The following is a 21,554-nucleotide window of genomic DNA, read 5'->3' as shown; positions in this document are numbered from 1 at the left end:
GTCCGCAGCTTCACCGAGCGCGTGCGCGAGCAGGCGATCGGCGCCACCGTCGTCAAGTCGGTCACTCCGGGCCAGATGGTCGTCAAGATCGTCCATGACGAGCTGGTCAAGACGCTCGGCGACGACGGCCAGACCATCGACCTCAACGCCGTGCCGCCGGTGCCGATCATGATGGTCGGCCTGCAGGGCTCCGGCAAGACGACCACGACCGCCAAGCTCGCCCGCCGCATGGTCCAGCGCGACAAGCGCAAGGTGCTGATGGCCTCGCTCGACGTCTACCGTCCGGCCGCCATGGAGCAGCTCGCGGTGCTCGGCCGCGACCTGGACATTCCGACGCTGCCGATCGTCGCCGGCCAGATGCCGCCGCAGATCGCGCGCCGCGCCATCGAGGCCGCCAAGCTCGGCGGCTACGACGTGGTGCTGCTCGACACCGCCGGCCGCACCACGCTCGACGAGGACATGATGAAGGAGGCGGCCGAGATCAAGGCCGTCGCCAATCCGCACGAGATCCTGCTGGTCGCGGACTCCCTGACCGGCCAGGACGCCGTCAACCTCGCCCGTTCGTTCGACCAGCGCGTCGGCCTCACCGGCATCGCGCTGACGAGGATCGACGGCGACGGCCGCGGCGGTGCGGCGCTGTCGATGCGCGCGGTCACCGGCAAGCCGATCAAGCTGCTCGGCACCGGCGAGAAGACCGACGCGCTCGAGGACTTCTATCCCTCGCGCATCGCCGGCCGCATCCTCGGCATGGGCGACATCGTCTCGCTGGTCGAGAAGGCCGCGGCGAACATCGACGCCGAGAAGGCCGCGCGCGCCGCCGAGAAGATGCGCAAGGGTCAGTTCGACCTCAACGACATGCGCGAGCAGCTGTTGCAGATGTCGCAGATGGGCGGCATCAGCGGCCTGATGGGCATGATGCCCGGCATCTCCAAGATGAAGAACCAGATCGCGGCGGCCGGGATCGACGACAAGATCCTCAAGCGCCAGGTCGCGATCATCGATTCGATGACCCGCGACGAGCGCAAGCATCCCGACCTGCTCAAGGCGAGCCGCAAGAAGCGCATCGCCGCCGGCTCCGGCCAGAGCGTCGAGCACGTCAACAAGCTGCTCAAGATGCACCGGAACATGGCCGACGTGATGAAGGCCATGGGCTCCGGCAAGCGCGGCCCGCTCGCCGGCATCGCCCAGGCGATGGGTTTCGGCGGCGGTGGCGGCATGCCCTCGCCGGAGCAGCTCAAGGCGATGGCCGAGAAGATGCCGGGCGGCATGCCCGGCGGACTGCCGAATTTGCCGAAGGATCTGCCCGCCGGCCTGCGTGGTGGTTTGCCCAATCTGCCGGGACTCACCGGTCTCAGCGGCAAGCCGAACCTGCCGGGTTTGGGCCTGCCCCCGGGAAAGAAGAAATGACCTCACTCCCGTCATTGCGAGCGGAGCGAAGCAATCCAGGGCGTCACGCGCGACTCTGGATTGCTTCGTCGCTTCGCTCCTCGCAATGACGCCCCATCCAACTTCGTATCAAGACATCGACACTCAGGAGAACTTTCATGTCCGTCGTCATTCGTCTCGCCCGTGCCGGCACCAAGAAGCGCCCGGTTTATCACGTCGTCGTCGCCGACTCGCGCTTTCCGCGTGACGGCCGCTTCATCGAGCGTCTCGGCCACTTCAATCCGCTGATGGCAAAGGACAACGAGGCGCGCCTCAAGCTCGACATGGAGAAGGTGAAGGCCTGGCTCGCCAAGGGCGCGCAGCCGTCCGACCGCGTCGCCCGCTTCCTCGATGCCGCCGGCGTCAAGAAGCGCGACGCCCGCCAGAACCCGATCAAGGCCGTGCCGCGCAAGGAGCGCAAGGCGCAGGCCGAAGCCGCCGCCAAGGGCTAACGTCCTTTGGCGATCATGGCCTCATGCGTCGAGACGCACGGCTTCCGCCGTGCTCCCTGGCATGAGGGGTTGGCTCCTCGTCCTGAGGAGCGCGCCCTGGCGCGCGTCTCGAAGGACGAGGCCGGCTGATGTCCAAGCTCATTTGCGTCGCCAAGATCGGCGCCGCGCACGGCGTGCGCGGCGAGGTGCGGCTGTGGACCTTCACCGAGGATCCGCTGGCCGTGCTGCACTACGGCCCGCTGACGACCAAGGACGGCAGTCGTTCGCTCGAAGTCGCGAAGGCGCGCGAAGCGAAGGATCATCTGGTCGCGAGCTTCAAGGGCGTCACCGACCGCAATGCAGCCGAGCGGCTCAACGGGCTCGAGCTCTACGTTCCGCGCGATCGCCTGCCCGAGACCGATGACGACGAGTACTATCACGCCGACCTGATCGGTCTCGCCGCGGAAACCACCGCAGGGGCGCCGCTCGGCCGCGTGCTCGCGATCCATAATTTCGGCGCCGGCGACATCATCGAGATCGCCCCGCCCTCCGGCAGCACACTGATGCTGCCGTTCACGAATGCCGTGGTGCCGACGGTGGATCTGGCCGGTGGGCGCGTGATCATCGAGTTGCCGACGGAAATCGAGGGCGAGGACAAAGACGCCGCCGATGAGCCGGCTTCGCAAGAGGACGACTCTGCCTCCACGCCCTCCGCTCGTCGTCCCCGCGAAAGCGGGGACCCATAACCACCGCAGCCGATTGGTTGGCGCGTGACGGGCCGCGTGCCCCTTTCTAACATGACGCGGTATGGGTCCCGAATCGGCGCCGCGATGCGCTGACGCGCGTCACGGCTTGTCCGGGACGACACCGGTGGTGGAGCCGCACCAATCTTGGCGCTCAGCGCTCTGAGTAGGGCTCGATCTCATCGCGCCGGTGCCGTAACAGTTCATCATGACCACTTCGTCCTCTCCCACCGCGCCCTGGCGGGCCACCGTGCTGACGTTGTTTCCCGAGATGTTTCCGGGGCCGCTCGGCGTGAGCCTCGCCGGCCGCGCGCTCGCCTCCGGCATCTGGGCGCTGGAGGCGCGCGACATCCGGGCGTCGGCCACCGACAAGCACCGCAGCGTCGATGACACGCCGGCCGGGGGCGGCCCTGGCATGGTGCTGCGCGCCGACGTTCTGGCGGCCGCGATCGACGCCGCCGCCGTCGCACCCGAGCGGCCGAAGCTGCTGATGAGCCCGCGCGGTCGGCCATTGACGCAAGCGCTCGTCCGCGAGCTCGCCGCCGGTCCAGGACCGCTGATCGTGTGCGGCCGCTTCGAGGGCATCGACCAGCGTGTGATCGACGCGCGCGAGCTGGTCGAGGTCTCGATCGGCGACTACGTGCTGTCGGGAGGTGAGATCGCGGCGCTGGTGCTGATCGACGCCTGCGTGCGGCTGCTGCCGGGCGTGATGGGCAAGCTCGAATCCGGCAGCGACGAGAGCTTCTCCCACGGCCTACTGGAGTACCCGCAATACACCCGGCCGCAGCTGTTCGAGGGCCGTAGCATTCCGGATGTGCTGACATCCGGTGACCACGCCAAGGTCGCGGCGTGGCGGCGCGCGCAGGCCGAGGCCCTCACTGACGCGCGAAGGCCGGATTTGTGGGCCGAATGGCAGGCGCGTCAGCCCCGAGAACAAAGCAGGACCCGCCAAAAAGCGCCAAAAAGCACGACAGACGGGTGACAAGCCTCGCGCTTTGCCTTATAGGAGCGCCCAATTCCGCAAGTGACGGCAGGAACAAGCGCAGCCCGCGTGACCCGGCTGGGCGCGCCGCCGATGGAGATTTACCCGTGAACCTGATTCAGCAGCTCGAAAAAGAGCAGTTCGACAAGCTGTCCGCCAACAAGACCATTCCGGAGTTCGGCCCGGGCGACACCGTGATCGTCAACGTGAAGGTCGTCGAAGGCGAGCGCACCCGCGTGCAGGCCTATGAAGGCGTCTGCATCGGTCGTTCCGGTGGCGGCATCAACGAGAGCTTCACCGTCCGCAAGATCTCCTACGGCGAGGGCGTGGAGCGCGTGTTCCCGATCCTCTCCCCCATGATCGACTCGATCAAGGTCGTGCGCCGCGGCAAGGTGCGTCGCGCCAAGCTGTATTACCTGCGCCAGCTGCGCGGCAAGTCGGCCCGCATCGTCGAGAAGCAGGACCGCCAGCAGGCCGCCGCGGTCAACGAGTAATCGTTGCTTCCACTGGATTGACGAAAAGCGCGGGCTGGTCCCGCGCTTTTTTGTTTTGGCCACGCCGTCATTCGGGGCAGCCCCGAAGGGGCTGAACCCGGAATCTCGAGATGGGATGATCAGCTCGGGATTCCGGGCTCGATGCTGCGCATCGCCCCGGAATGACGGCTGAGAGACCCAGCGAGTCTTCCCTGCGACAAACGCATCTCGCACTCCCGCGCCTGCGTGCTATATATCGCCCTGAAATGGTTCTAGATCGCACCAGCATGGCCTGCCGCCGCGTCGTCATCGACGATCATAGCCGGCTGCCCGGGCGGTTCTTCGGACGCTTCGCCACTTCGGCAACGTCAGAGCTTAGGCACGCGCTGTAAGCCGCAGCGCCGCTCTGCCTGTTCACGCGTGCCCGTCACGCGTCCTGTTTCAAACCTTCATTCCCGGGAGCATTCGCTCATGTCGAAGCCGACCACCCTGTACGACAAGATCTGGAACGACCATCTGGTGCACGAAGCCGAGGACGGCACCTGCCTGCTCTACATCGACCGCCACCTGGTGCACGAGGTGACCTCGCCGCAGGCGTTTGAAGGCCTGCGCGCCACCGGGCGCAAGGTGCATGCGCCGGAGAAGACGCTGGCCGTGGTCGATCACAACGTGCCGACCACCGACCGTTCCAAGCCGAACCCCGATCCGGAGAGCATCGAGCAGATCAAGGCGCTGGCCGAGAACGCCAAGGAATTCGGCGTCGAATATTACAACGAGTTCGACCGCCGCCAGGGCATCGTCCACGTCATCGGCCCGGAACAGGGTTTTACGCTGCCCGGCACCACGATCGTGTGCGGTGACAGCCACACCTCGACGCACGGCGCGTTCGGCGCACTGGCGCACGGCATCGGCACCTCAGAGGTCGAGCACGTGCTGGCGACGCAGACGCTGATCCAGAAGAAGGCAAAGAACATGCGCGTCACCGTCGACGGCAAGCTGCCGGACGGCGTCACGGGCAAGGACATCATCCTCGCCATCATCGGCGAGATCGGCACGGCCGGCGGCACCGGCTACGTGCTGGAATACGCCGGCGAGGCGATCCGTGCGCTGTCGATGGAAGGCCGCATGACCGTCTGCAACATGTCAATCGAGGGCGGCGCCCGCGCCGGCCTGGTCGCGCCGGACGAAAAGGCCTACGACTTCCTGCGCGGCCGTCCCAAGGCGCCGCAGGGCGCCGCCTGGGACGCGGCGATGCGCTATTGGGAGACGCTGCGCTCCGACGACGGTGCGCATTTCGACCATGAGCTGCGGCTCGACGCCGCCAAGCTGCCGCCGATCGTCACCTGGGGCACCTCGCCCGAGGACGTGATCTCGGTGACCGGCATGGTGCCCGATCCGGACAAGATCGCGGATGAGGCCAAGCGCATCTCCAAGCATCGCGCGCTGAAGTACATGGGCCTGACCGCGGGCACGAAGATCACCGACATCAAGCTCGACCGCGTCTTCATCGGCTCCTGCACCAATGGCCGCATCGAGGATCTGCGCGCCGCCGCCAAGATCGCCGAGGGCAAGACCGTGTCCGGTCATGTCAACGCGATGGTCGTGCCAGGCTCGGGCATCGTCAAGGAGCAGGCCGAGGCGGAAGGTCTGGACAAGATCTTCATCAAGGCCGGCTTCGAGTGGCGCGAGCCGGGCTGTTCGATGTGCCTCGCCATGAACCCGGACAAGCTGGCGCCGGAAGAGCGCTGCGCCTCGACCTCGAACCGCAACTTCGAAGGCCGCCAGGGCTTCAAGGGCCGCACCCACCTGGTGTCGCCCGCGATGGCCGCAGCGGCGGCGATCGCCGGCCACTTCGTCGACGTGCGCGACTGGCGCTGAGACCTCTTCGCCGGCGCGGCAGAGCTGCGCGGCGACCGACCTGCAAACGAGCGCGGCGGCTTCCAATGAGGCCGCCGCGTTTTCATTTCGACTCAACGTCGATCAGACGCGGCAATCGCTTATTAAAATCTCTTGACGCACAATCCTACCGCAGGGCGCGCCGCGTCCGCAGAGGAACGTGCCGAGGAGCCTGCCATGGCCAACAAGCCGGAATACGTCGACCTCATTCGCGACGCGACACGTCAGCGCCGCAAGACGCCGCCCGCCAAGATCATCGCCAAGCCCGAAGAACCGAAGGAGGAGCGCCGGCTGTCGAACTGGCCGCCGGGACGCTTTGCCAAATGGCGGCTGGACACGTTGGTGCCGTGGAAACTGAGCGTGAAGAACTGGCAGTTCAAGGACTGGCTCTGACGCAGTGCCGAATTCTCCCCGCTGAAACGACAGAAGGACGCCGTTGGGCGTCCTTCATTGTTTCGATCAGCGCTCAGACGAATCAGTAGTAGCGGTGGTGACGGTGATGCCACCGATGATGATGGCGCCAGTGATGACCACGCCAATGCCGGTAGTGGCAGATGCGGCGCGGGCCGTAATAGGTGTAGACGATCCGGCAGCGACGATAGGGGTAGTAGTAGCCCGTGGTGTAGGTCGGGGTGTAGTAGCTGCGGTAGCCGTAGAAGTGCCGGCGGTGATGGTGGTAATATGGCCGATAGCCGTAATGCGGGCGATGATAGTAGCCGCCGCCATGGAACACCGGCCGCGGACCGCCTCCGCCATGGAACACCGGACCGCCGCCGTGGAACACGTGACGCGGGCCCCCGCCGCCGAATGCGTGACCGCCGCCGCCATGGAAGGCGGGAGCACCTCCGCCTCTGAACATTCCACCACCACCATGGAAGGCCGGGCCGGCGTGAAAGCCGCCACCACCATGGAAGCCACCGCCGCCGTGGAAGCCACCGCCACCACCGCCGAAATGTCCGCCGCCATGGCCGCCCGGACCACGGACCTGAATTGTCACGGCGTCAGACGCGGCCTGTGTCGCAGGCCCAGCGCCAGGCCCAACAGGCGACATCGCCGACGCGGGCCGACCGGACGCACCTGCGAATACGAAAAGTGCTGCCGCCGCAAGACTGAGGCGACGAGCAAGACCAGCACGCTGGTCCTTCATCCTCATCATGGTCCCTTCTCCCTGAATGCCGTGAAATAACGATGGACCCATGCAGCGCCTTTGCTGGTCGTCCGATCGATGGATTGGCGCACCCCCAACATGAACGTAGAGATAGCGACGTGAATGCGGCATGAATGATGCACGCTGCGCGCGCATCTGCGGCGTGGCGTCGCGGCAAGAGATCATCTGCATGAGCGCCTGCGTCGTCGAGCGAACGCGATAGGCGGCGCGGCGATAGCAAGCTCAGTCGAAGAACGGCGTGAACAGGACGACAGGGCCGGGCGGATAAGCAGGCACATATTCGATAGGGCGCCCGTGATAGCGAGGCGGCACGATGATCGATCTTGCAACTTGCCGCGAACGAGGCTGCCGATGGGCGCCCACGTCCGTCGCGGCTGCCAAACGGCCGGCCGCAACGTCAGCGGAAGCCGCGATCACGGGCGAGGTAGCGGCGGAGCTTGCGATCAACATAGCGACGGTGACGACGCCGATACCGAGCCAAGTCTTGTTGATCGAATAAGTCTTGTTAATCGAATAAGTCTTGTTGATGGAATAAGTCTTGTTGATGGAAGATGCCATGACGGACCCCATTCCCAGCCCACCATAACGTACAGGCCCGCAGAGCGGGCCTGTTTGATGTCGATCATGGATCGGCAGCGCTGGAGCCGCGCTCACCAACGGCCGTGATGGCGATGGCCGTAATGATGCGGGCGCCAGTGGTGGCGCGGATGATAGTGATGCCGCGGATAATAATGCCGGCGCGGATGCCAGTGGTGGCGGCGTCCATGCCAATGCGCCTGGGTGGTCTCCTGTGCCGCGCCCTGCTGCACTGCTGTCGCAGCGCCAGGATTGCTCAGCGACAGCGCCTCTGCGCGCTGCGCCGGCGCAGCCAAAGCCAGGACGGCACCGACCGCCGCAATGCCCAACAGCTTCATCACAGTCATGAACTTCTCCTTCGATCGCCTGACATCACGCCGGGCACCGTGCACCGCCATCTCCGATGATGGCCGCCGCTGCGGTACGACGCAGATCAGTCTCGAATGAGCGACGTGAATGGGACCTGAAGACCTGCGCCCGAGCAGAATGCCGAACTGCTACGCCCAGTTCCGGCTGATCTCGCGACATATCGGCACTGTTGCACGACAGGCACTATCGGATGAGCACGCGAGCGGGTTCAGCCGCGGCGCCAATAGCAGCTCATATGCGGCACGATGACGGTGCCGCTCGGGCGATGTTCCGGAACATAGGACGCGTCACAGACGCGAACCGCATTGGGGCCGGGATTGTAGCGCGGCACGACGTCCGGGTCCCAATGGCCCTCATAGCGGCGGGGATAGATCATAATGCGCCGCGGGCGTCGCTGCGCCGAGAAATCCGTGCTGGTCTCGCCCCGAACGGTTCGAAGCTCGGTTCGTGTCGCCGGCTCAGCCCGCACGCCTGCCGACATCGAAATCACGACGGCCACGGCCAGCGCCGTCCCGGCCAGCATCACCGACTTCTGTCGCATGCGTCCCCCAAAACCCAAATCGCGCGCCGCGGACGGTCGCCGTTTTCACCGCCCGCGTCAACCGCTGCACGCGGCATAAAGCGGGATGCAAGATGATCAAGGCCGGGCTAGAAGGCGGCAATGTGGACCGATCTGAAAGCCCCCTCGCTCGCCGACATGGAAGCCATCGCGCACGAGATGTTCGAGCGGCTGCCTGCGCATTTCCGCGGGATGTGCGAGGGCGTCATCATCCGCGTCGACGACTTCCCGACCGAAGAGGTGCTCGACGAGATGGAGGCTGAGAGCGAGTTCGATCTGCTCGGCCTGTTCCAGGGCACCGGCCTGCCGTTCCGCAGCAATGACGACCTGCCGCGGCTGCCCAACATGATCTGGCTCTACCGCCGGCCGATCCTGGATTACTGGGCCGAGCACGACGAGAGCCTCGGCCACATCGTCCGCCACGTGCTGATCCACGAGATCGGGCATCATTTCGGGATGTCGGACGACGACATGGAGGCGATCGAGGCCGCCGCCGACTGAGCTGTCAGGCTGATTTTCCGGGCAATTTGACTTTATCCGCTCCGCGCTTCGGGCTAAACAGCGGCCTGCCCGATATTCTCGAAGGTGCTCCCCGATGGACAAGTTTACCACGCTGGAAGGCGTCGCCGCGCCGCTGAAGATCATCAATGTCGATACCGACATGATCATTCCCAAGCAGTACCTGAAGACCATCAAGCGCACCGGCCTCGGCAAGGGCCTTTTCTCCGAACAGCGCTACAAGGACGACGGCAGCGAGAATCCGGATTTCGTGCTCAACCAGCCGGCCTATCGGAACGCCAAGATCCTGGTCGCAGGCGACAATTTCGGCTGCGGCTCCAGCCGTGAGCACGCCCCCTGGGCCCTGCTCGATTTCGGCATCCGCTGCGTGATCTCGACCTCGTTCGGCGACATCTTCTACAATAACTGCTTCAAGAACGGCATTCTGCCGATCCGCGTCGAGCAGGCTGATCTCGACAAGCTGTTCGACGACGCCGAGCGCGGCGCCAACGCGACCTTGACGATCGACCTCGCCGCCCAGGAGATCCGCGGTCCCGACGGCGGCACCGTCAAGTTCGAGATCGACCCGTTCCGCAAGCACTGCCTGCTCAACGGGCTCGACGACATCGGCCTGACCTTGGAGAAAAAGGCCTCGATCGACAGCTACGAGGCCAAGCTCAAGACCGAGCGCGCCTGGGCCTGAGCGCCGCCTGACAGCCAGGAGTTCGCGGGCCCCGGACCTCGTCCGGGGCCTTCTTTCGAGAGCAGCCCGAACACAGGTCCGCCGTTGACGCGCGTATTGCCCGAAGTCGTCACCTTCTGGCGCGGACCGCTCGACCGGCTGCGCCAGACCTGCCTGCGCTCGCAGCTGGCGGCCGGTCACAAGGTCACCGTCTACAGCTTCGATCCGCTTCCCGGCCTGCCTGACGGCGTCCGCAATGCCGAGGCCGAGGCGATCCTGCCCTATGCGTTCTCCGAGCGGCTCCGGCCGCCGCAGCCGGACGGCAGCTGGCGCGACTGGACCACCCTGCAGTTCAGCGACTTCTTCCGCATGCGGCTGATGGCGCAGCGCGCGGGCCTGTGGCTCGATGCCGACGTGCTGCTGCTGCGGCCGGTCGAGATCGATCCCGCCCTGCCCTTTTTCGCCTGGGAACGGCCGCGTCAGCTCGGCAACTCCGTGCTGTATCTGCCGCCGGACGATCCGATCGTCGGCGAGTTCGATGCGCTGATGGCGCAGGATCAGCTGACGCCAAACTGGCTGTCGCTGCGCCACCGGATCACCTTTGCGATCCGCCGGCTGCGCGGCGGCTCCGACCGGCTGTCGGACATCCGCGTCGCCATCTTCGGCCCGGCCGCATTGACCGCGCTGGCCCGCCGCCATGGCTCGCTGCGGCATGCGCTGCCGAAGCGCAGCTTCTATGCCGTGCATGCCGAGCCCAAGGCGTTCTTCGATCCCAGCGACTTCTCCGGCCTGATCAGTGATCCCGGTATCATCGGCCTGCACATCTCGCCGAAGGGCCGCGGCGGCGAGGCACCGATTCCGGGCAGTCTCTACGCTTGGGCCACGGAGCGGTTCGGCGCCTGACGGTCTGCGCCTCCGGCAGGGCTGTTCCGCTGCTTGATCTACCGCAACGTCCACGCGCCCACCCGGTGATTGATTGCGGGTAATCATCGGAGACGAGCCATGCCTGCCCAAGCCAAGCCCTATCCCCGCGTTCAATTCCTGATCGACACGTTCGCGCAGTGGCTGCGGCACCGGCGCGAGCTCAGCGAGCTCAGGCAGCTCGACCGCGACGATTTCGAGCGCATCGCGATGGACCTTCAGGTCACTCCGTCGGATCTCGACGAGCTGGTCCGCCATGGCGAGCACGCGGCCGACGAGTTGCCGCTGATGCTCAAGGCGCTCGGCATCGACGAGGCAGCACTGGGCCGCGCCGAGCCGCTGGTGCTGCGCGACATGGAGCGGGTCTGCGCGATGTGCAAGGACAAGCCGCGCTGCCATCGCGATCTCGCCGCGGGCACATCCGGCGCGCATTACGAGGAGTACTGCCTCAACGCGCCGACCATCGACCGGCTGGGTGCCGCCGTCGTCAAGCACTGATCGCCGCCTCCCATTCCCCTAGCGGAGCAACGCGATGAGTATGCCCAACCTGCACCGCCACACTTGGCTCCATGTCGGCGCCGCGCTGCTGCTCGCGCTCGCCGCGCTGCTGCTGATCCGGCTGCACTACGCAAGCGGTGCGACGCCCGCGGCGGAGAGCGTGCAGGCCGGCCGCAAGCTGGCCGAGGCCTGGTGCAGCCCCTGCCACGCCATCGACGCGAGCGCGGCCCGAGCCCAGACCCGCACGGCGCCCGATTTCGCGGCGGTCGCCAACATGCCCTCGACGACCGAGCTGTCGCTGAAGGTGTTCCTGCAGAGCAGCCACCCGACGATGCCCAACGTCATCCTGACGCCGGAGCAGCGCGGCGACCTCGTCAACTACATCCTCAGCCTCAGACAGATCTGACGCGGCGCGTCCTCCTCCGTCTCGACTACTTCACCATCTCGGCGATCGCGTCCGCGATCGCGATCGTGCGCTTGGCCATCTCGGCATGCAGCCGCTCGACCATGCGGCCGTCGATCTGGATCGCGCCGCGCGAGGCATTCTCCGGCAATTCGAACGCGGCGAGGATCTTGCGCGCCTCGGCGACCTCGGCCGCCGGCGGCGTGAAGATCGCGTTGCAGGTATCGATCTGGCCGGGATGAATCAGCGTCTTGCCGTCAAAGCCGAGATCGCGGGCCTGGATGCATTCCTGCGAGAAGCCGTCGGTGTTGGCGAAATCGCTGTAGGGGCCATCCAGAATTTCCAGCCCATGCGCGCGGGTCGCCAGGATGCAATGGCTGATCATCGGCAGCATCGTCGAGCGGCCCGGCACCATGCGGATGCGCGTCTCACGCGAGATGTCGTTCGGCCCGAACACGAAGCCGGCGAGCCGGGAGCCCGCCTCATGCACCGTTGCCGCCAAGAGATCGGCATCGAGCACGGAGCGCGCGGTCTCGATCATCGCCCAAACTTTCAGCGCCGGATCGGCGCCGACCTCGGCGAGGCGGCTCGTCACCAGGCGCAGATCCTCGACGGTCGACACTTTGGGAACCAGGATGCCATCGGTTGCGGTCTGGCCGGCCATCGCGACGTCGTCGCTCCACCACGGCGTATCCAGGCTGTTGATGCGGATCAGCAGCTCACGCTTGCCGTAGCCGTCGGCGGCGACCGCCTTGGCGATCTGCTCGCGCGCGGCTGCCTTGGCATCGGGCGCCACGGAATCCTCGAGGTCCAGGATCAGCCCGTCGGCCGGCAGGTTCCGTCCCTTCTCCAGCGCGCGGGCATTGGAGCCGGGCATGAACAGGAGACTGCGGCGCGGGCGGATCATTTCGGCGTTTCCCTTGGTTTATGGCAGCGGCCCGCGATACCATTTCGACCGCCGGGCCGAAAGGCTTGTTCCCGCAGGCCTCGTGTGTTTAAGGCAGGGCCCATGATCTCGTTTCCGCAACGTCTGCTCGAAGGCTATCGCGCCTTCACCACCCAGCGCCTCCCCACCGAGCAAAGCCGCTATCTGGAGCTTTCCGAGCGCGGCCAGTCGCCCGAAGTGATGGTGATCGGCTGCTGCGATTCCCGCGTCTCGCCCGAGGTCATCTTCGATGTCGGCCCGGGCGAATTGTTCGTGCTCCGGAACATCGCCAACCTCGTGCCGATCTATCAGCCGGACGCCAACGCCCACGGCGTGTCGGCAGCGCTGGAATATGCGGTCACCGTGCTGAAGGTGAAGCACATCGTCATCCTCGGCCATGCCCAATGCGGCGGCATCCGCGCCTTCGTCGACAAGGCGGCGCCGCTCTCGCCGGGCGACTTCATCGGCCGCTGGATGTCGATGTTCATCAAGCCCGGCGAGGTCGTCGAGCAGCGCGACCATGAGAGTTTTCAGGATTTCGTCGTTCGCATCGAGAAGGCTGCGGTGTTCCGCAGCCTCGAGAACCTCATGACCTTCCCGTTCGTGCGCAGCCGCGTCGAGGCGGGAGATCTTCAGCTGCACGGCGCCTATTTCGGTGTGTCCGAGGGCTCGCTGTTCGTGCTCGACAAGACGACCAAGGAATTCAAGAGCGCGCGTACCGGCGAGTAGCGAAGTGGGAGTAGCGAGTAGATTCGGTCTCAATTCCCTATTCGCCATTCGCACCTCACTATTCGCCCCTCATCAGTGATCGCCCGACCACCGGTCGGACAGCGCCAGCATCACCGTCGACACCACGAAGGTCATGTGCACGCCGACCAGCCAGGCGAGCTTGACCGAGTCGTAGCCGGCGTCGAGATTCATGAAGGCCTTCAGCAGCTGAATGGCCGAGATCGCGACGATCGAGGCCAACAACTTCTGTTTCAGTCCGGCGAAATCGACCTTGGTCATCCATTCCGGCCAGTCCGGATGGCCGCCGGGATCGATGCGCGAGACGAAGTTCTCGTAGCCCGAGAACACCACGATCAGCACGAGATTGCCGGTCAGGCAGACGTCGATCAGGCTGAGCACGCCGAGGATGATGTCGCTCTCCTTGGCGGTGGGGAGATGGACGACATTCTCCCACAGCAGCAGCACGAACTTGAACAGCAGGACCACGAGGCTGACGACGAGGCCGACATAGAACGGCGCCATCAGCCAGCGGCTCTTGAACAGGAAGCCTTCGAGCCCGCGCTCGAGCGGCCCCGGCGCATGCTTGGCCGTCACGGGCGCCTGCGCCGCTGCCGGCTCGGTCTTGCTATTCTCAGCCACGCGCAGCCCCACCCCGAATTTGCTCTGTCGTCCTACTCCGTCATGGAGTGCGGTGAGTTCGTTTCACCATGCAAACCACCCGTGCGGCTGCCCCCTCACCCCAACCCTCTCCCCGTAAGGACGGGGAGAGGGGGCGCACTGGTAACTATTAGGCGGCCTTCTTCTTGGCGGTGATCAGCTTGCGGTTGATCAGCACCTCGGCGATCTGGATCGCGTTCAGCGCGGCGCCCTTGCGGAGGTTGTCGGACACGCACCAGAAGGCGAGGCCGTTCTCGACAGTGCCGTCCTCGCGGATGCGGCTGATATAGGTGGCGTCCTCGCCGGCCGCTTCATAGGGCGTCACGTAGCCGCCCGGCTCGTGCTTGTCGATCACGAGGCAGCCCGGCGCGTTGCGCAGGATGTTGCGGGCCTCGTCGGCCGTGATCGGATTCTCGAACTCGACATTGACGGCTTCGGAGTGGCCGACGAACACCGGCACGCGCACGCAGGTGGCGGTCAGCTTGATCTTCGGGTCGAGGATCTTCTTGGTCTCCGCCATCATCTTCCACTCTTCCTTGGTGAAGCCGTCTTCCATGAAGACGTCGATCTGCGGAATGACGTTGAAGGCGATGCGCTTGGGGAACTTGTTATTGACGAGCTCGTCGTTGGTGTAGACGGCCTTGGTCTGCGAGAACAACTCGTCCATCGCGTCCTTGCCGGCGCCGGACACCGACTGATAGGTCGACACCACGACGCGCGTGATCTTCGCCTTGTCGTGCAGCGGCTTCAGCGCCACGACGAGCTGCGCGGTCGAGCAGTTCGGATTGGCGATAATGTTCTTCTTGTTGAAGCCGGCGGCTGCGTCGGCGTTCACCTCCGGCACGATCAGCGGCACGTCCGGATCCATGCGCCAGGCCGAGGAATTGTCGATCACGACAGCACCGGCGGCGCCGATCTTCGGCGACCATTCCTTCGAGACCGATCCGCCCGCGGACATCAGGCAGATGTCGACATCGGCAAAATCGTAGTGCTCGAGCGCCTTACACTTCAGGGTGCGGTCGCCATAGGACACCTCGACGCCGACGCTGCGGCGCGAGGCGAGCGCCACGACCTCGTCGGCGGGGAATTGCCGCTCATCGAGAATATTGAGCATTTCCCGTCCGACATTGCCGGTCGCGCCGACCACTGCGACTTTGTAACCCATCGTTCACTCTCCGAAGAAATTTGGCCGATCGCGCATCTGAGCGGAAACGGAAGCGGCAGCGCTTCTATGCGAGAAACGTCCCTGACACAACGTTACCACGACGTCTCGCCTTCGATGCATCCTGATTCGGCCAGCACAGCCGCGACCATCCGCAAACCCCGCATCTCGCCCGGCCTCAAGGCCGTCGCGGACGAGGTCTGCGGCACCTTTGCGCGTCTGTTCGCCTATGTGGGGGCTCTGGCGCTGATCGCCATGCTCGGCGTGGCCGCCTGGAACCGGCTCGACAGCGGCGACGACGCGCCCGCCGGCCGCGCCGGGTGGACACTCGCCGATGCCGCCGTGCCGGCGTTTTCGCTGCGCCTCACCGACCAACCCGACCGCACGGCCACCTATACCGTTCTGACCCACGCCGCCGGCGGCCGCAAAGACGTGCTGCGCTGGGGCGAGCCGGCCGACCGGCCCGCGGCCGAGATCGAGGTCTACCGGATCGGGCCGGAGCGCGAGGGCATGCGCAATCCGGTCGGACATCTGGCGACCCGTCTCGGACGTCATGCGCCCGAGCTCGAGGCGGCGGGGATCATCGACAGCCGGTTCGGCCCGGTCAGCCTGCTGCGCCAGGCCGGCGCGCCGGATGGGCCCGGAGCCTGCCTCGGCTTTCTGAAGACCATTGCCGTGCCGGCGCTGCGGATTTCCGGCTGGTCCTGCCAGGGCGCCGCCCTGCAGACCCGGCGCGCCGCCGTCGGCTGCATGCTCAACCGCCTGACCCTGCTGTCGTCCGCCGGTCATGATCCGGCCCTGGTCGAGCTGTTCGCCCAGGCCGAGCCGCGGCGCGCCGATTGCGATGCCCCGGGGCTCGCCAAGACCCTCAACGACTGGATCACCGCGCTGGACAATCCCAGGCTGCGCGGCACGTTCTGACGGCCCGTTTGCGTCCGCATGTTGCCGGCCGCCGCTGAGCCATGGTCCGCCACAGGCGGCTTCGGCAAGCTACGGAAATTGATGCAACTTTCCCGCCACAGCCGGAATTTATCTTGCGCGCGGTCGCGGGAATGACCTTGTGATGCCACAGCCGACCCAGATATTGTGCGGGCCAAATCATGCGCATGGCGAGCGCCCGCCCCTTTTGGCGCGAGGAAGAGGACGTGATGATCGAATTTTCTGCTGCGACCCGGGTCATGGCCCTGGCGGTGATCGCCGCGACCGGCCTTGCCGTCACGTCTCTCGCCGCCGACGCCGCCCCCGCCAAGCGCCGCGCTGTGGCGGTCACGTCCAACGGCCCGAACTATTCCTACCAGTCCGGCCCGCGCACCCGCATCTACATCACCCGCCGCTCGTTCCTCGATGGCGGCACCGAGGTGCTGCCGGGCGACCGCAAGTTCTCGGACTACGCCTTCCCGCCGGCCGTCGGCTACCCGTCGTTCGCGCGCGAAAACCTCAACCGCCCGATCGACCGCCAGCCGCTGATGGCGCCGTCCGATCTCGGCGGCTACCCGACCCGGATTCCGATCCCGTACTGAGAGAGACGGCATCATCCGATCACCAAGGCCGGGCTTCGCCCGGCTTTTTTGTTGTGGCGAGGGTCTGCCAGACGGCTCTCCTGCGCACTGTTGCCCCGGCATTCACGGCCGCCTTGTTCTTCCTGCGTCATTGCCAGGAGCGTAGCGACGAAGCAATCCAGGTAGCGGGCGGGACTCTGGATTGCTTCGCTCCGCTCGCAATGACGGCCGAAAGACTCTGCCCCGCAACAGACGGCGGCTGGGCGGTGAACCAGCCTCTCCGCGTCATTGCGAGGAGCGCAGCGACGAAGCAATCCAGGGGCTGCGACGGGACTCTGGATGGCGTCCTCCCCAGACGGGCGTCGGCGGATCGATCGCGTCGCTCGCAATGACCATGACATGCGCTCTCATCCTCGCGCCCGCTTTCGCGTCCGAGTGTGACGATCCGTTCCGCCCCCATTCACAACAAGGGCGCAGGGAAGGCCGGGCCTCGGCTGAGGCCCGTGGCCCCCGTGCGGGAAGAAGTGCACGGGGCAGGAACCACAGGTACAGCCGGCTTGACCCGGCCCTCCCTGCGCGATGGGCTTACGCTTACTCTGCGCTCTCCCCGGTGTCCGGCTTGTTAGCCACCGTCGCCCGCGCGATGCGCCAGCATCGTCGCGAACTTGGCGCCAGCTTCGGGGCGCCAGGACCACGCAGCTTCACGTCCGCAAGAGCCTCGTTCGTCCGCACGTCCTGTCAGACGTGCTGCGCGCCCTCGCGGCCACCGCATCCCCGCCTCACGCCTCGTGACGATCGCGAAACGCCCCTCGTGGCGAGACGGGATGAGGTGAGAAAACATGAATTCTGGAATTACGAAAGAGGAAATTTTGCTGCGGGCTCGGCGATCCAGCTCATCGATTTGAGGGCGAAGGCGAAATGAATTTTTCGGCGCAGCCGATTTCGGGCCGCACCGAAGGCGATCGCCGCCGTCGAGGCGCATCAATCGCGAAAATTCAGGAGCTGATTTGCTCGACGGGCAGTGTCGGCTTGTGAAGTTCGGGCGACACCAAACACGAAGCTCATCGCCACAACACTCCACTCTCGAACGCCGAGCGGTGCCGGTGAATGCGCCCTCTCCCCTTGCGGGAGAGGGCATGTAGGACAGCGCAGCAGACTCGGTTGGGTGAGGGGTATGTCTCAACGAGCTGAGTCCGCGGAGAGATACCCCTCACCCAACCGCATGCTTAGATGGGCCGGTGATGCCCTCTCCCGCAAGGGGAGAGGGCACTGTATCTCACAGAGCTGACGCTCGTTGACCTGGGTGGGCAACTGGGCGCTTCTCCTCTTTGCCCATCGTCGCATCGACCTCAATCGTACAGCACCGCCGCGATCTTCGCGTCACCGATGTTGGACTTGTCGTACCAGTAGAAGCCGGTGTCGGTGATCTTGGGCAGCTTCTCGCCCTTCAGCGCCTTGACGGCCGAGTCCACGGTGCAGCTGCCGATGCCGATCGGATTCTGGGTGATGGCGCCGGCCATCTCGCCCGACAGGATCGCGGCCTTCTGCTGCTTGCCGGAATCGTAGCCGATCACGACGATCTTCTTCTTCATCTCCTTGACGCCGTTGAGCACGCCGATCGCCGAACCTTCATTGGCGCCGAAGATGCCCTTGACGTTCGGGTTGGCCTGCAGGATCGACTTGGTGATCTCGGTCGACTTCAGCTGATCGCCGCCGCCATACTGCACGCTGACGATCTTGATGTTCGGATGCTTGTCCTTCATCTGCTTCAGGAAGCCGTCGCGGCGGTCGATGCCGGTGCGGCTGGTCTGGTCGTGCACGACGACGGCGACCTCGCCGGCATCGCCGATCAGGCCGGCCATCTTGTCGGCGGCGAGGCCGGCGGCGGCGAGGTTGTCGGTGGTGCAGGTCGTCAACGGAATGTCGCTGTCGACGCCGGAGTCGAAGGCGATCACCGGGATCTTGGCGGCTTGCGCCTTCTTCAGCAGCGGAATGGCGGCTTTGGAATCGAGCGCGGCAAAGCCGATCGCCTGGGGCTTCTTGGCGAGCGCGGCCGAGAGCATGTCGATCTGCTTGTCGACCATGGCCTCGGTCTCCGGCCCCTCGAAGGTGATCTTGACGTTGGCGGCCTTCGCCGCCTGCTCGGCGCCGAGCTTCACCGCCTGCCAGAACTGGTGCTGGAAGCCCTTGGAGACGAGCGGGATGTAGGTGTCCTCGGCGCGGACGGCCGTTGACGCGCCGGCGATGACGAGGGCGCCGAGCGCGACGCTCAGGAGATGCTTTTTGAACATGGGTGTTTCCTCTCGTTTGTTGGTTGATTGTGTCGTCGTGGAGAAGTTCTCGGCAGGCGGACGGTCGCGTTCCGCTCGACGATCAGGCGCGCTTTCGACGCAGCATGTCGGCATAGACGGCGAGAATGATGATGATGCCGGTGACGACGAACTGCCACTCCTGCGCCACCGACAGGATGCGCAGGCCGTTGGTCAGCACGCTCATGATGAAGGCGCCGATGATGGTGCCGAGAATGGTGCCGGTGCCGCCGCTGAGCGACGTGCCGCCGATCACGACGGCCGCGATCGCGTCGAGCTCATAGCCCTGGCCGAGCGCGGGCTGCGCGGAATTTATGCGCGAGGCGATCAGGAGACCGGCCACGCCGCAGATCGCGCCGCCGAGACCGTAGATGATGATCTTCCAGCGGTCGACATTGACGCCGGACAGCCGCACCGCCTCCTCGTTGCTGCCGATGGCGAAGGTGTAGCGGCCGAGCGCGGTGCGGTTGAGAACGATGGAGGCGAACACCGCCATCACGATCAGGATCAGCGCCGCATTGGGGATCGGCAGGTCCGGCACGATGGCGCCGAGCAGCGAATCCTGCGAGATCATCGAGAAGTTCTCGGTGTTGGTGAAGTAGATCGGCTTGCTGCCGGAAACGACCAGCGCGAGGCCCTTCAGCACCAACATCATGCCGAGCGTGGCGATGAACGGCGGCACCTTCATCTTGGTGATGACGGTGCCTGACACGACGCCGCTGAGCGCACCGGTGGCGATGGCCGCGACGATGCCTGTCCACATCGGGAGTTCCCAATAGGTGAGGAACACACCGGCCATGACCGCACAGAACGTCATCAGCGTGCCGACCGAGAGATCGATGCCGGCGGTGATGATCACGAAGGTCGAGGCGATCGCCAGCACGCCGTTGACCGCCGTCGCCTGCAGGATGTTGATCATGTTGTCGGTCTGCATGAAGGCGGGCGAGGCGAAGCTGAAATAGATCATCAGCAGCACGAGGCTCGCGAAGGCCAACAGCTTCTGCAGCGCCGCAGGCCCCAGCAGCCGGCGCCGCAATGCTGCGACAGCGTCGCCCGTCGTCATGCCGTCCTTGTCGTCCTTGACCAGTGCCGGGTCGCTCATGCCGTCGTGCCTGCCTTCATGGTTTCGCGCTGGGTGGCCAGCTGCATGATCCGCTCCTGCGTGGCTTCGTCCGGCGACAGTTCGCCGGTGATACGGCCCTCGCACATCACGACGATGCGGTCGCTCATCCTGATCACCTCAGGCAGCTCCGACGAGATCATCACGATCGCCTTGCCCTGGTCGGCGAGAGCGCGCAGCAGCCGGTAGATCTCGTTCTTGGCGCCGATGTCGATGCCCCGCGTCGGCTCGTCGAAGAACAGGATGTCGCAATCGCGATCGAGCCATTTGGCGATCACGATCTTCTGCTGGTTGCCGCCGGACAGCAGCCGGACCTCCTGCGCCGCCGAGGGCGTGCGGATGTTCAGCATCCGGATGAAGCGGCCGGCGGTGTCGCGGATCGCGCGTTTCCGCAGCATGACCTTCAGCGCGAGGTAGTTCGCGAGATTCGACATCACGACATTGGATTCGACGTCCATGCCGGTGGCGAGCCCGAAGCGCTTGCGGTCCTCGGAGAGATAGCCGATGCCCTGGGCGACGGCGTGCGCGGGCGTGCGGATCGTGACCCGGCGATCGTTGACGCGGATCTCGCCGGAGGGCACCGCATCGGCGCCGAAGATCGCCCGCGCCACCTCGGTGCGGCCGGCGCCCATCAGGCCGGCGAAGCCGAGGATTTCGCCCTTGCGCAAGGTGAAGCTGATGTCGCGGACCAATGGACCGCAGTTGAGCCCGCGCACCTCGAGCGCGATCTCGCCGGGCGGCGCCTCGCCGACGATGCGCGCGTCGCTCAAGCTGCGGCCGACCATCATGCCGATGATGGTCTCGATCGGCGTTGTGGCGGTCGGCACGGTGGCGACATACTCGCCGTCGCGCAGCACGGTGACGCGGTCGGAAATCTGCTTCAGCTCGTCCATCTTGTGGGAGATGTAGACGATGCCGACGCCGCGCGCCTTCAGCGCGCGGATCATCTTGAACAGCTCGGCGATCTCGCGATCGTTCAGCGCCGCCGTCGGCTCGTCCATGATCAGGACGCGCGAGTTGAAGGACAGAGCCTTGGCGATCTCGACCATCTGCTGCTTGGCCACCGTCAGGCCGCCGACTGTCGTGCGCGGGTCGATCGACAGATTGAGCTGGCCGAGCAGCTCGGCCGCCTGCCGGTTGAGCCTGTCCTCGTCGAGCAGCAACCCGAACGCCTTCATCGGCTCGCGCCCGATGAAGATGTTCTGCGCCACCGTGAGGTGGTTCATCAGCTGCAGCTCCTGATGAATGATGCCGATGCCGGCAGCCTGCGCCTCGCGCGGGCCGGGAAAATCAACGCTCGCGCCGTCATAGAGGATCTCGCCCGAGTCCTTGCGATAGACGCCGGCGAGGATCTTCATCAGCGTCGATTTGCCGGCGCCGTTCTCGCCCATCACGGCATGGACCTCGCCGGCGAGCAGCTCGAACCTGATATTGTGCAGCGCCCGCACGCCGGGGAAGCTCTTGCACAGGCCGTGGACGGCGATCAGCGGCGCGCTCATGGGTCAGCGGATGCTGTGTGGAAGGTGGCA

General features: G+C 65.6%; 25 protein-coding genes. 15 read left to right on the top strand and 10 right to left on the bottom strand.

What is annotated here, in order from left to right:
• From ffh to NLR35_RS32315, 7 genes are all read left to right on the top strand, one after another.
• A partial coding sequence (gene ffh / locus NLR35_RS32345; RefSeq protein WP_257170601.1) for a signal recognition particle protein occupies window positions 1-1,407 on the top strand: 1,407 nt, incomplete at its 5' end.
• Window positions 1,408-1,544: 137 nt separating this feature from the next.
• Complete coding sequence (gene rpsP, locus NLR35_RS32340; RefSeq protein ID WP_257170600.1) at window positions 1,545-1,877, top strand: 30S ribosomal protein S16; 333 nt, start codon at window positions 1,545-1,547, stop codon at window positions 1,875-1,877.
• A gap of 128 nt (window positions 1,878-2,005) precedes the next feature.
• A complete protein-coding gene (gene rimM, locus NLR35_RS32335) occupies window positions 2,006-2,602 on the top strand; it encodes a ribosome maturation factor RimM (protein ID WP_257170599.1) in 597 nt (198 codons plus the stop codon).
• Between the two features lie 205 nt (window positions 2,603-2,807).
• Window positions 2,808-3,581 (top strand): tRNA (guanosine(37)-N1)-methyltransferase TrmD, encoded by a 774-nt coding sequence (gene trmD, locus NLR35_RS32330; RefSeq protein WP_257170598.1) that lies wholly within the window; start codon window positions 2,808-2,810, stop codon window positions 3,579-3,581.
• Between the two features lie 107 nt (window positions 3,582-3,688).
• Window positions 3,689-4,075, top strand: a complete 387-nt coding sequence (rplS, locus tag NLR35_RS32325; protein WP_011923604.1) for a 50S ribosomal protein L19 — start codon at window positions 3,689-3,691, stop codon at window positions 4,073-4,075.
• A 450-nt stretch (window positions 4,076-4,525) separates the two neighbouring features.
• The gene (gene leuC / locus NLR35_RS32320; protein WP_257170597.1) at window positions 4,526-5,932 is read left to right on the top strand and encodes a 3-isopropylmalate dehydratase large subunit; all 1,407 of its coding nucleotides are present in this window, start codon (window positions 4,526-4,528) and stop codon (window positions 5,930-5,932) included.
• Between the two features lie 195 nt (window positions 5,933-6,127).
• Window positions 6,128-6,343 (top strand): hypothetical protein, encoded by a 216-nt coding sequence (locus NLR35_RS32315; protein ID WP_257170596.1) that lies wholly within the window; start codon window positions 6,128-6,130, stop codon window positions 6,341-6,343.
• An 82-nt stretch (window positions 6,344-6,425) separates the two neighbouring features.
• Here the strand turns inward: NLR35_RS32315 and NLR35_RS32310 are convergent, their stop codons facing one another.
• From NLR35_RS32310 to NLR35_RS32295, 4 genes are all read right to left on the bottom strand, one after another.
• Window positions 6,426-7,106, bottom strand: a complete 681-nt coding sequence (locus tag NLR35_RS32310; RefSeq protein ID WP_257170595.1) for a hypothetical protein — start codon at window positions 7,104-7,106, stop codon at window positions 6,426-6,428.
• Window positions 7,107-7,340: 234 nt separating this feature from the next.
• A complete protein-coding gene (locus NLR35_RS32305) occupies window positions 7,341-7,676 on the bottom strand; it encodes a hypothetical protein (RefSeq protein ID WP_257170594.1) in 336 nt (111 codons plus the stop codon).
• A gap of 92 nt (window positions 7,677-7,768) precedes the next feature.
• Window positions 7,769-8,041 (bottom strand): hypothetical protein, encoded by a 273-nt coding sequence (locus NLR35_RS32300; protein WP_257170593.1) that lies wholly within the window; start codon window positions 8,039-8,041, stop codon window positions 7,769-7,771.
• A gap of 230 nt (window positions 8,042-8,271) precedes the next feature.
• Window positions 8,272-8,586: a hypothetical protein gene (locus NLR35_RS32295; RefSeq protein ID WP_257170602.1), complete on the bottom strand. Its 315-nt coding sequence runs from the start codon at window positions 8,584-8,586 to the stop codon at window positions 8,272-8,274.
• A 138-nt stretch (window positions 8,587-8,724) separates the two neighbouring features.
• Between NLR35_RS32295 and NLR35_RS32290 the strand changes: the two genes are divergently transcribed.
• The 5 genes from NLR35_RS32290 to NLR35_RS32270 all read left to right on the top strand — a co-directional run bounded on the left by NLR35_RS32290 (window position 8,725) and on the right by NLR35_RS32270 (window position 11,627).
• Window positions 8,725-9,123 (top strand): metallopeptidase family protein, encoded by a 399-nt coding sequence (locus NLR35_RS32290; RefSeq protein WP_257170592.1) that lies wholly within the window; start codon window positions 8,725-8,727, stop codon window positions 9,121-9,123.
• A gap of 94 nt (window positions 9,124-9,217) precedes the next feature.
• Window positions 9,218-9,823, top strand: a complete 606-nt coding sequence (gene leuD, locus NLR35_RS32285; RefSeq protein ID WP_257170591.1) for a 3-isopropylmalate dehydratase small subunit — start codon at window positions 9,218-9,220, stop codon at window positions 9,821-9,823.
• 84 nt (window positions 9,824-9,907) lie between these two features.
• Window positions 9,908-10,705, top strand: a complete 798-nt coding sequence (locus NLR35_RS32280) for a hypothetical protein (protein WP_257170590.1) — start codon at window positions 9,908-9,910, stop codon at window positions 10,703-10,705.
• Window positions 10,706-10,804: 99 nt separating this feature from the next.
• Window positions 10,805-11,221 carry a hypothetical protein gene (locus NLR35_RS32275; protein WP_257170589.1) on the top strand — a complete coding sequence of 139 codons (417 nt, stop codon included), beginning with the start codon at window positions 10,805-10,807 and terminating at the stop codon, window positions 11,219-11,221.
• Between the two features lie 34 nt (window positions 11,222-11,255).
• Complete coding sequence (locus tag NLR35_RS32270; RefSeq protein ID WP_257170588.1) at window positions 11,256-11,627, top strand: cytochrome c; 372 nt, start codon at window positions 11,256-11,258, stop codon at window positions 11,625-11,627.
• A 25-nt stretch (window positions 11,628-11,652) separates the two neighbouring features.
• Here the strand turns inward: NLR35_RS32270 and NLR35_RS32265 are convergent, their stop codons facing one another.
• Entirely contained in the window at window positions 11,653-12,531 is an 879-nt protein-coding gene (locus NLR35_RS32265) for a CoA ester lyase (protein ID WP_257170587.1), read from the bottom strand.
• 102 nt (window positions 12,532-12,633) lie between these two features.
• Here NLR35_RS32265 and NLR35_RS32260 point away from each other — a divergent pair, with 102 nt between their 5' ends.
• On the top strand, window positions 12,634-13,278 hold the full coding sequence (locus tag NLR35_RS32260) for a carbonic anhydrase (RefSeq protein ID WP_257170586.1): 645 nt from the start codon (window positions 12,634-12,636) through the stop codon (window positions 13,276-13,278).
• 72 nt (window positions 13,279-13,350) lie between these two features.
• Here the strand turns inward: NLR35_RS32260 and NLR35_RS32255 are convergent, their stop codons facing one another.
• Both NLR35_RS32255 and NLR35_RS32250 read right to left on the bottom strand, forming a co-directional pair.
• Complete coding sequence (locus NLR35_RS32255) at window positions 13,351-13,917, bottom strand: TIGR00645 family protein (RefSeq protein ID WP_257170585.1); 567 nt, start codon at window positions 13,915-13,917, stop codon at window positions 13,351-13,353.
• Between the two features lie 148 nt (window positions 13,918-14,065).
• Window positions 14,066-15,100, bottom strand: a complete 1,035-nt coding sequence (locus NLR35_RS32250) for an aspartate-semialdehyde dehydrogenase (RefSeq protein WP_257170584.1) — start codon at window positions 15,098-15,100, stop codon at window positions 14,066-14,068.
• 114 nt (window positions 15,101-15,214) lie between these two features.
• Here NLR35_RS32250 and NLR35_RS32245 point away from each other — a divergent pair, with 114 nt between their 5' ends.
• Together NLR35_RS32245 and NLR35_RS32240 are read left to right on the top strand one after the other, a co-directional pair.
• Window positions 15,215-16,018 (top strand): hypothetical protein, encoded by an 804-nt coding sequence (locus NLR35_RS32245; RefSeq protein WP_257170583.1) that lies wholly within the window; start codon window positions 15,215-15,217, stop codon window positions 16,016-16,018.
• A gap of 227 nt (window positions 16,019-16,245) precedes the next feature.
• Window positions 16,246-16,617 carry a hypothetical protein gene (locus NLR35_RS32240; RefSeq protein WP_257170582.1) on the top strand — a complete coding sequence of 124 codons (372 nt, stop codon included), beginning with the start codon at window positions 16,246-16,248 and terminating at the stop codon, window positions 16,615-16,617.
• Window positions 16,618-17,945: 1,328 nt separating this feature from the next.
• On the opposite strand, the gene NLR35_RS32235 is transcribed toward NLR35_RS32240, so the two are convergent.
• From NLR35_RS32235 to NLR35_RS32225, 3 genes are all read right to left on the bottom strand, one after another.
• On the bottom strand, window positions 17,946-18,887 hold the full coding sequence (locus tag NLR35_RS32235) for an ABC transporter substrate-binding protein (RefSeq protein ID WP_257170581.1): 942 nt from the start codon (window positions 18,885-18,887) through the stop codon (window positions 17,946-17,948).
• A gap of 82 nt (window positions 18,888-18,969) precedes the next feature.
• Entirely contained in the window at window positions 18,970-20,007 is a 1,038-nt protein-coding gene (locus NLR35_RS32230; RefSeq protein ID WP_257170580.1) for an ABC transporter permease, read from the bottom strand.
• Complete coding sequence (locus tag NLR35_RS32225; RefSeq protein ID WP_257170579.1) at window positions 20,004-21,524, bottom strand: sugar ABC transporter ATP-binding protein; 1,521 nt, start codon at window positions 21,522-21,524, stop codon at window positions 20,004-20,006. Before NLR35_RS32225 ends, NLR35_RS32230 begins: the two co-directional genes overlap by 4 nt.
• Window positions 21,525-21,554 lie beyond the last annotated feature (30 nt).

The organism is Bradyrhizobium sp. SRS-191 (assembly GCF_024586915.1).
Taxonomy (GTDB): domain Bacteria; phylum Pseudomonadota; class Alphaproteobacteria; order Rhizobiales; family Xanthobacteraceae; genus Bradyrhizobium.
Note: the sequence above shows the minus strand (reverse complement) of the source record. Positions and strands in the feature narration are given on the sequence as shown.

What these genes read in the sequence shown, in the direction of transcription:
- leuC (WP_257170597.1), top strand. Translation starts at nt 4,526, where the DNA reads ATGTCGAAGCCGACCACCCTGTACGACAAGATCTGGAACGACCATCTG.
- NLR35_RS32270 (WP_257170588.1), top strand. Translation starts at nt 11,256, where the DNA reads ATGAGTATGCCCAACCTGCACCGCCACACTTGGCTCCATGTCGGCGCC.
- NLR35_RS32260 (WP_257170586.1), top strand. Translation starts at nt 12,634, where the DNA reads ATGATCTCGTTTCCGCAACGTCTGCTCGAAGGCTATCGCGCCTTCACC.
- leuD (WP_257170591.1), top strand. Translation starts at nt 9,218, where the DNA reads ATGGACAAGTTTACCACGCTGGAAGGCGTCGCCGCGCCGCTGAAGATC.
- NLR35_RS32245 (WP_257170583.1), top strand. Translation starts at nt 15,215, where the DNA reads ATGCATCCTGATTCGGCCAGCACAGCCGCGACCATCCGCAAACCCCGC.
- NLR35_RS32275 (WP_257170589.1), top strand. Translation starts at nt 10,805, where the DNA reads ATGCCTGCCCAAGCCAAGCCCTATCCCCGCGTTCAATTCCTGATCGAC.
- NLR35_RS32240 (WP_257170582.1), top strand. Translation starts at nt 16,246, where the DNA reads ATGATCGAATTTTCTGCTGCGACCCGGGTCATGGCCCTGGCGGTGATC.
- NLR35_RS32295 (WP_257170602.1), bottom strand. Translation starts at nt 8,586, where the DNA reads ATGCTGGCCGGGACGGCGCTGGCCGTGGCCGTCGTGATTTCGATGTCG.
- rimM (WP_257170599.1), top strand. Translation starts at nt 2,006, where the DNA reads ATGTCCAAGCTCATTTGCGTCGCCAAGATCGGCGCCGCGCACGGCGTG.
- NLR35_RS32315 (WP_257170596.1), top strand. Translation starts at nt 6,128, where the DNA reads ATGGCCAACAAGCCGGAATACGTCGACCTCATTCGCGACGCGACACGT.
- rpsP (WP_257170600.1), top strand. Translation starts at nt 1,545, where the DNA reads ATGTCCGTCGTCATTCGTCTCGCCCGTGCCGGCACCAAGAAGCGCCCG.
- NLR35_RS32250 (WP_257170584.1), bottom strand. Translation starts at nt 15,100, where the DNA reads ATGGGTTACAAAGTCGCAGTGGTCGGCGCGACCGGCAATGTCGGACGG.
- trmD (WP_257170598.1), top strand. Translation starts at nt 2,808, where the DNA reads ATGACCACTTCGTCCTCTCCCACCGCGCCCTGGCGGGCCACCGTGCTG.
- NLR35_RS32310 (WP_257170595.1), bottom strand. Translation starts at nt 7,106, where the DNA reads ATGATGAGGATGAAGGACCAGCGTGCTGGTCTTGCTCGTCGCCTCAGT.
- NLR35_RS32230 (WP_257170580.1), bottom strand. Translation starts at nt 20,007, where the DNA reads ATGAGCGACCCGGCACTGGTCAAGGACGACAAGGACGGCATGACGACG.
- NLR35_RS32225 (WP_257170579.1), bottom strand. Translation starts at nt 21,524, where the DNA reads ATGAGCGCGCCGCTGATCGCCGTCCACGGCCTGTGCAAGAGCTTCCCC.
- NLR35_RS32305 (WP_257170594.1), bottom strand. Translation starts at nt 7,676, where the DNA reads ATGGCATCTTCCATCAACAAGACTTATTCCATCAACAAGACTTATTCG.
- NLR35_RS32290 (WP_257170592.1), top strand. Translation starts at nt 8,725, where the DNA reads ATGTGGACCGATCTGAAAGCCCCCTCGCTCGCCGACATGGAAGCCATC.
- NLR35_RS32300 (WP_257170593.1), bottom strand. Translation starts at nt 8,041, where the DNA reads ATGACTGTGATGAAGCTGTTGGGCATTGCGGCGGTCGGTGCCGTCCTG.
- NLR35_RS32265 (WP_257170587.1), bottom strand. Translation starts at nt 12,531, where the DNA reads ATGATCCGCCCGCGCCGCAGTCTCCTGTTCATGCCCGGCTCCAATGCC.
- NLR35_RS32235 (WP_257170581.1), bottom strand. Translation starts at nt 18,887, where the DNA reads ATGTTCAAAAAGCATCTCCTGAGCGTCGCGCTCGGCGCCCTCGTCATC.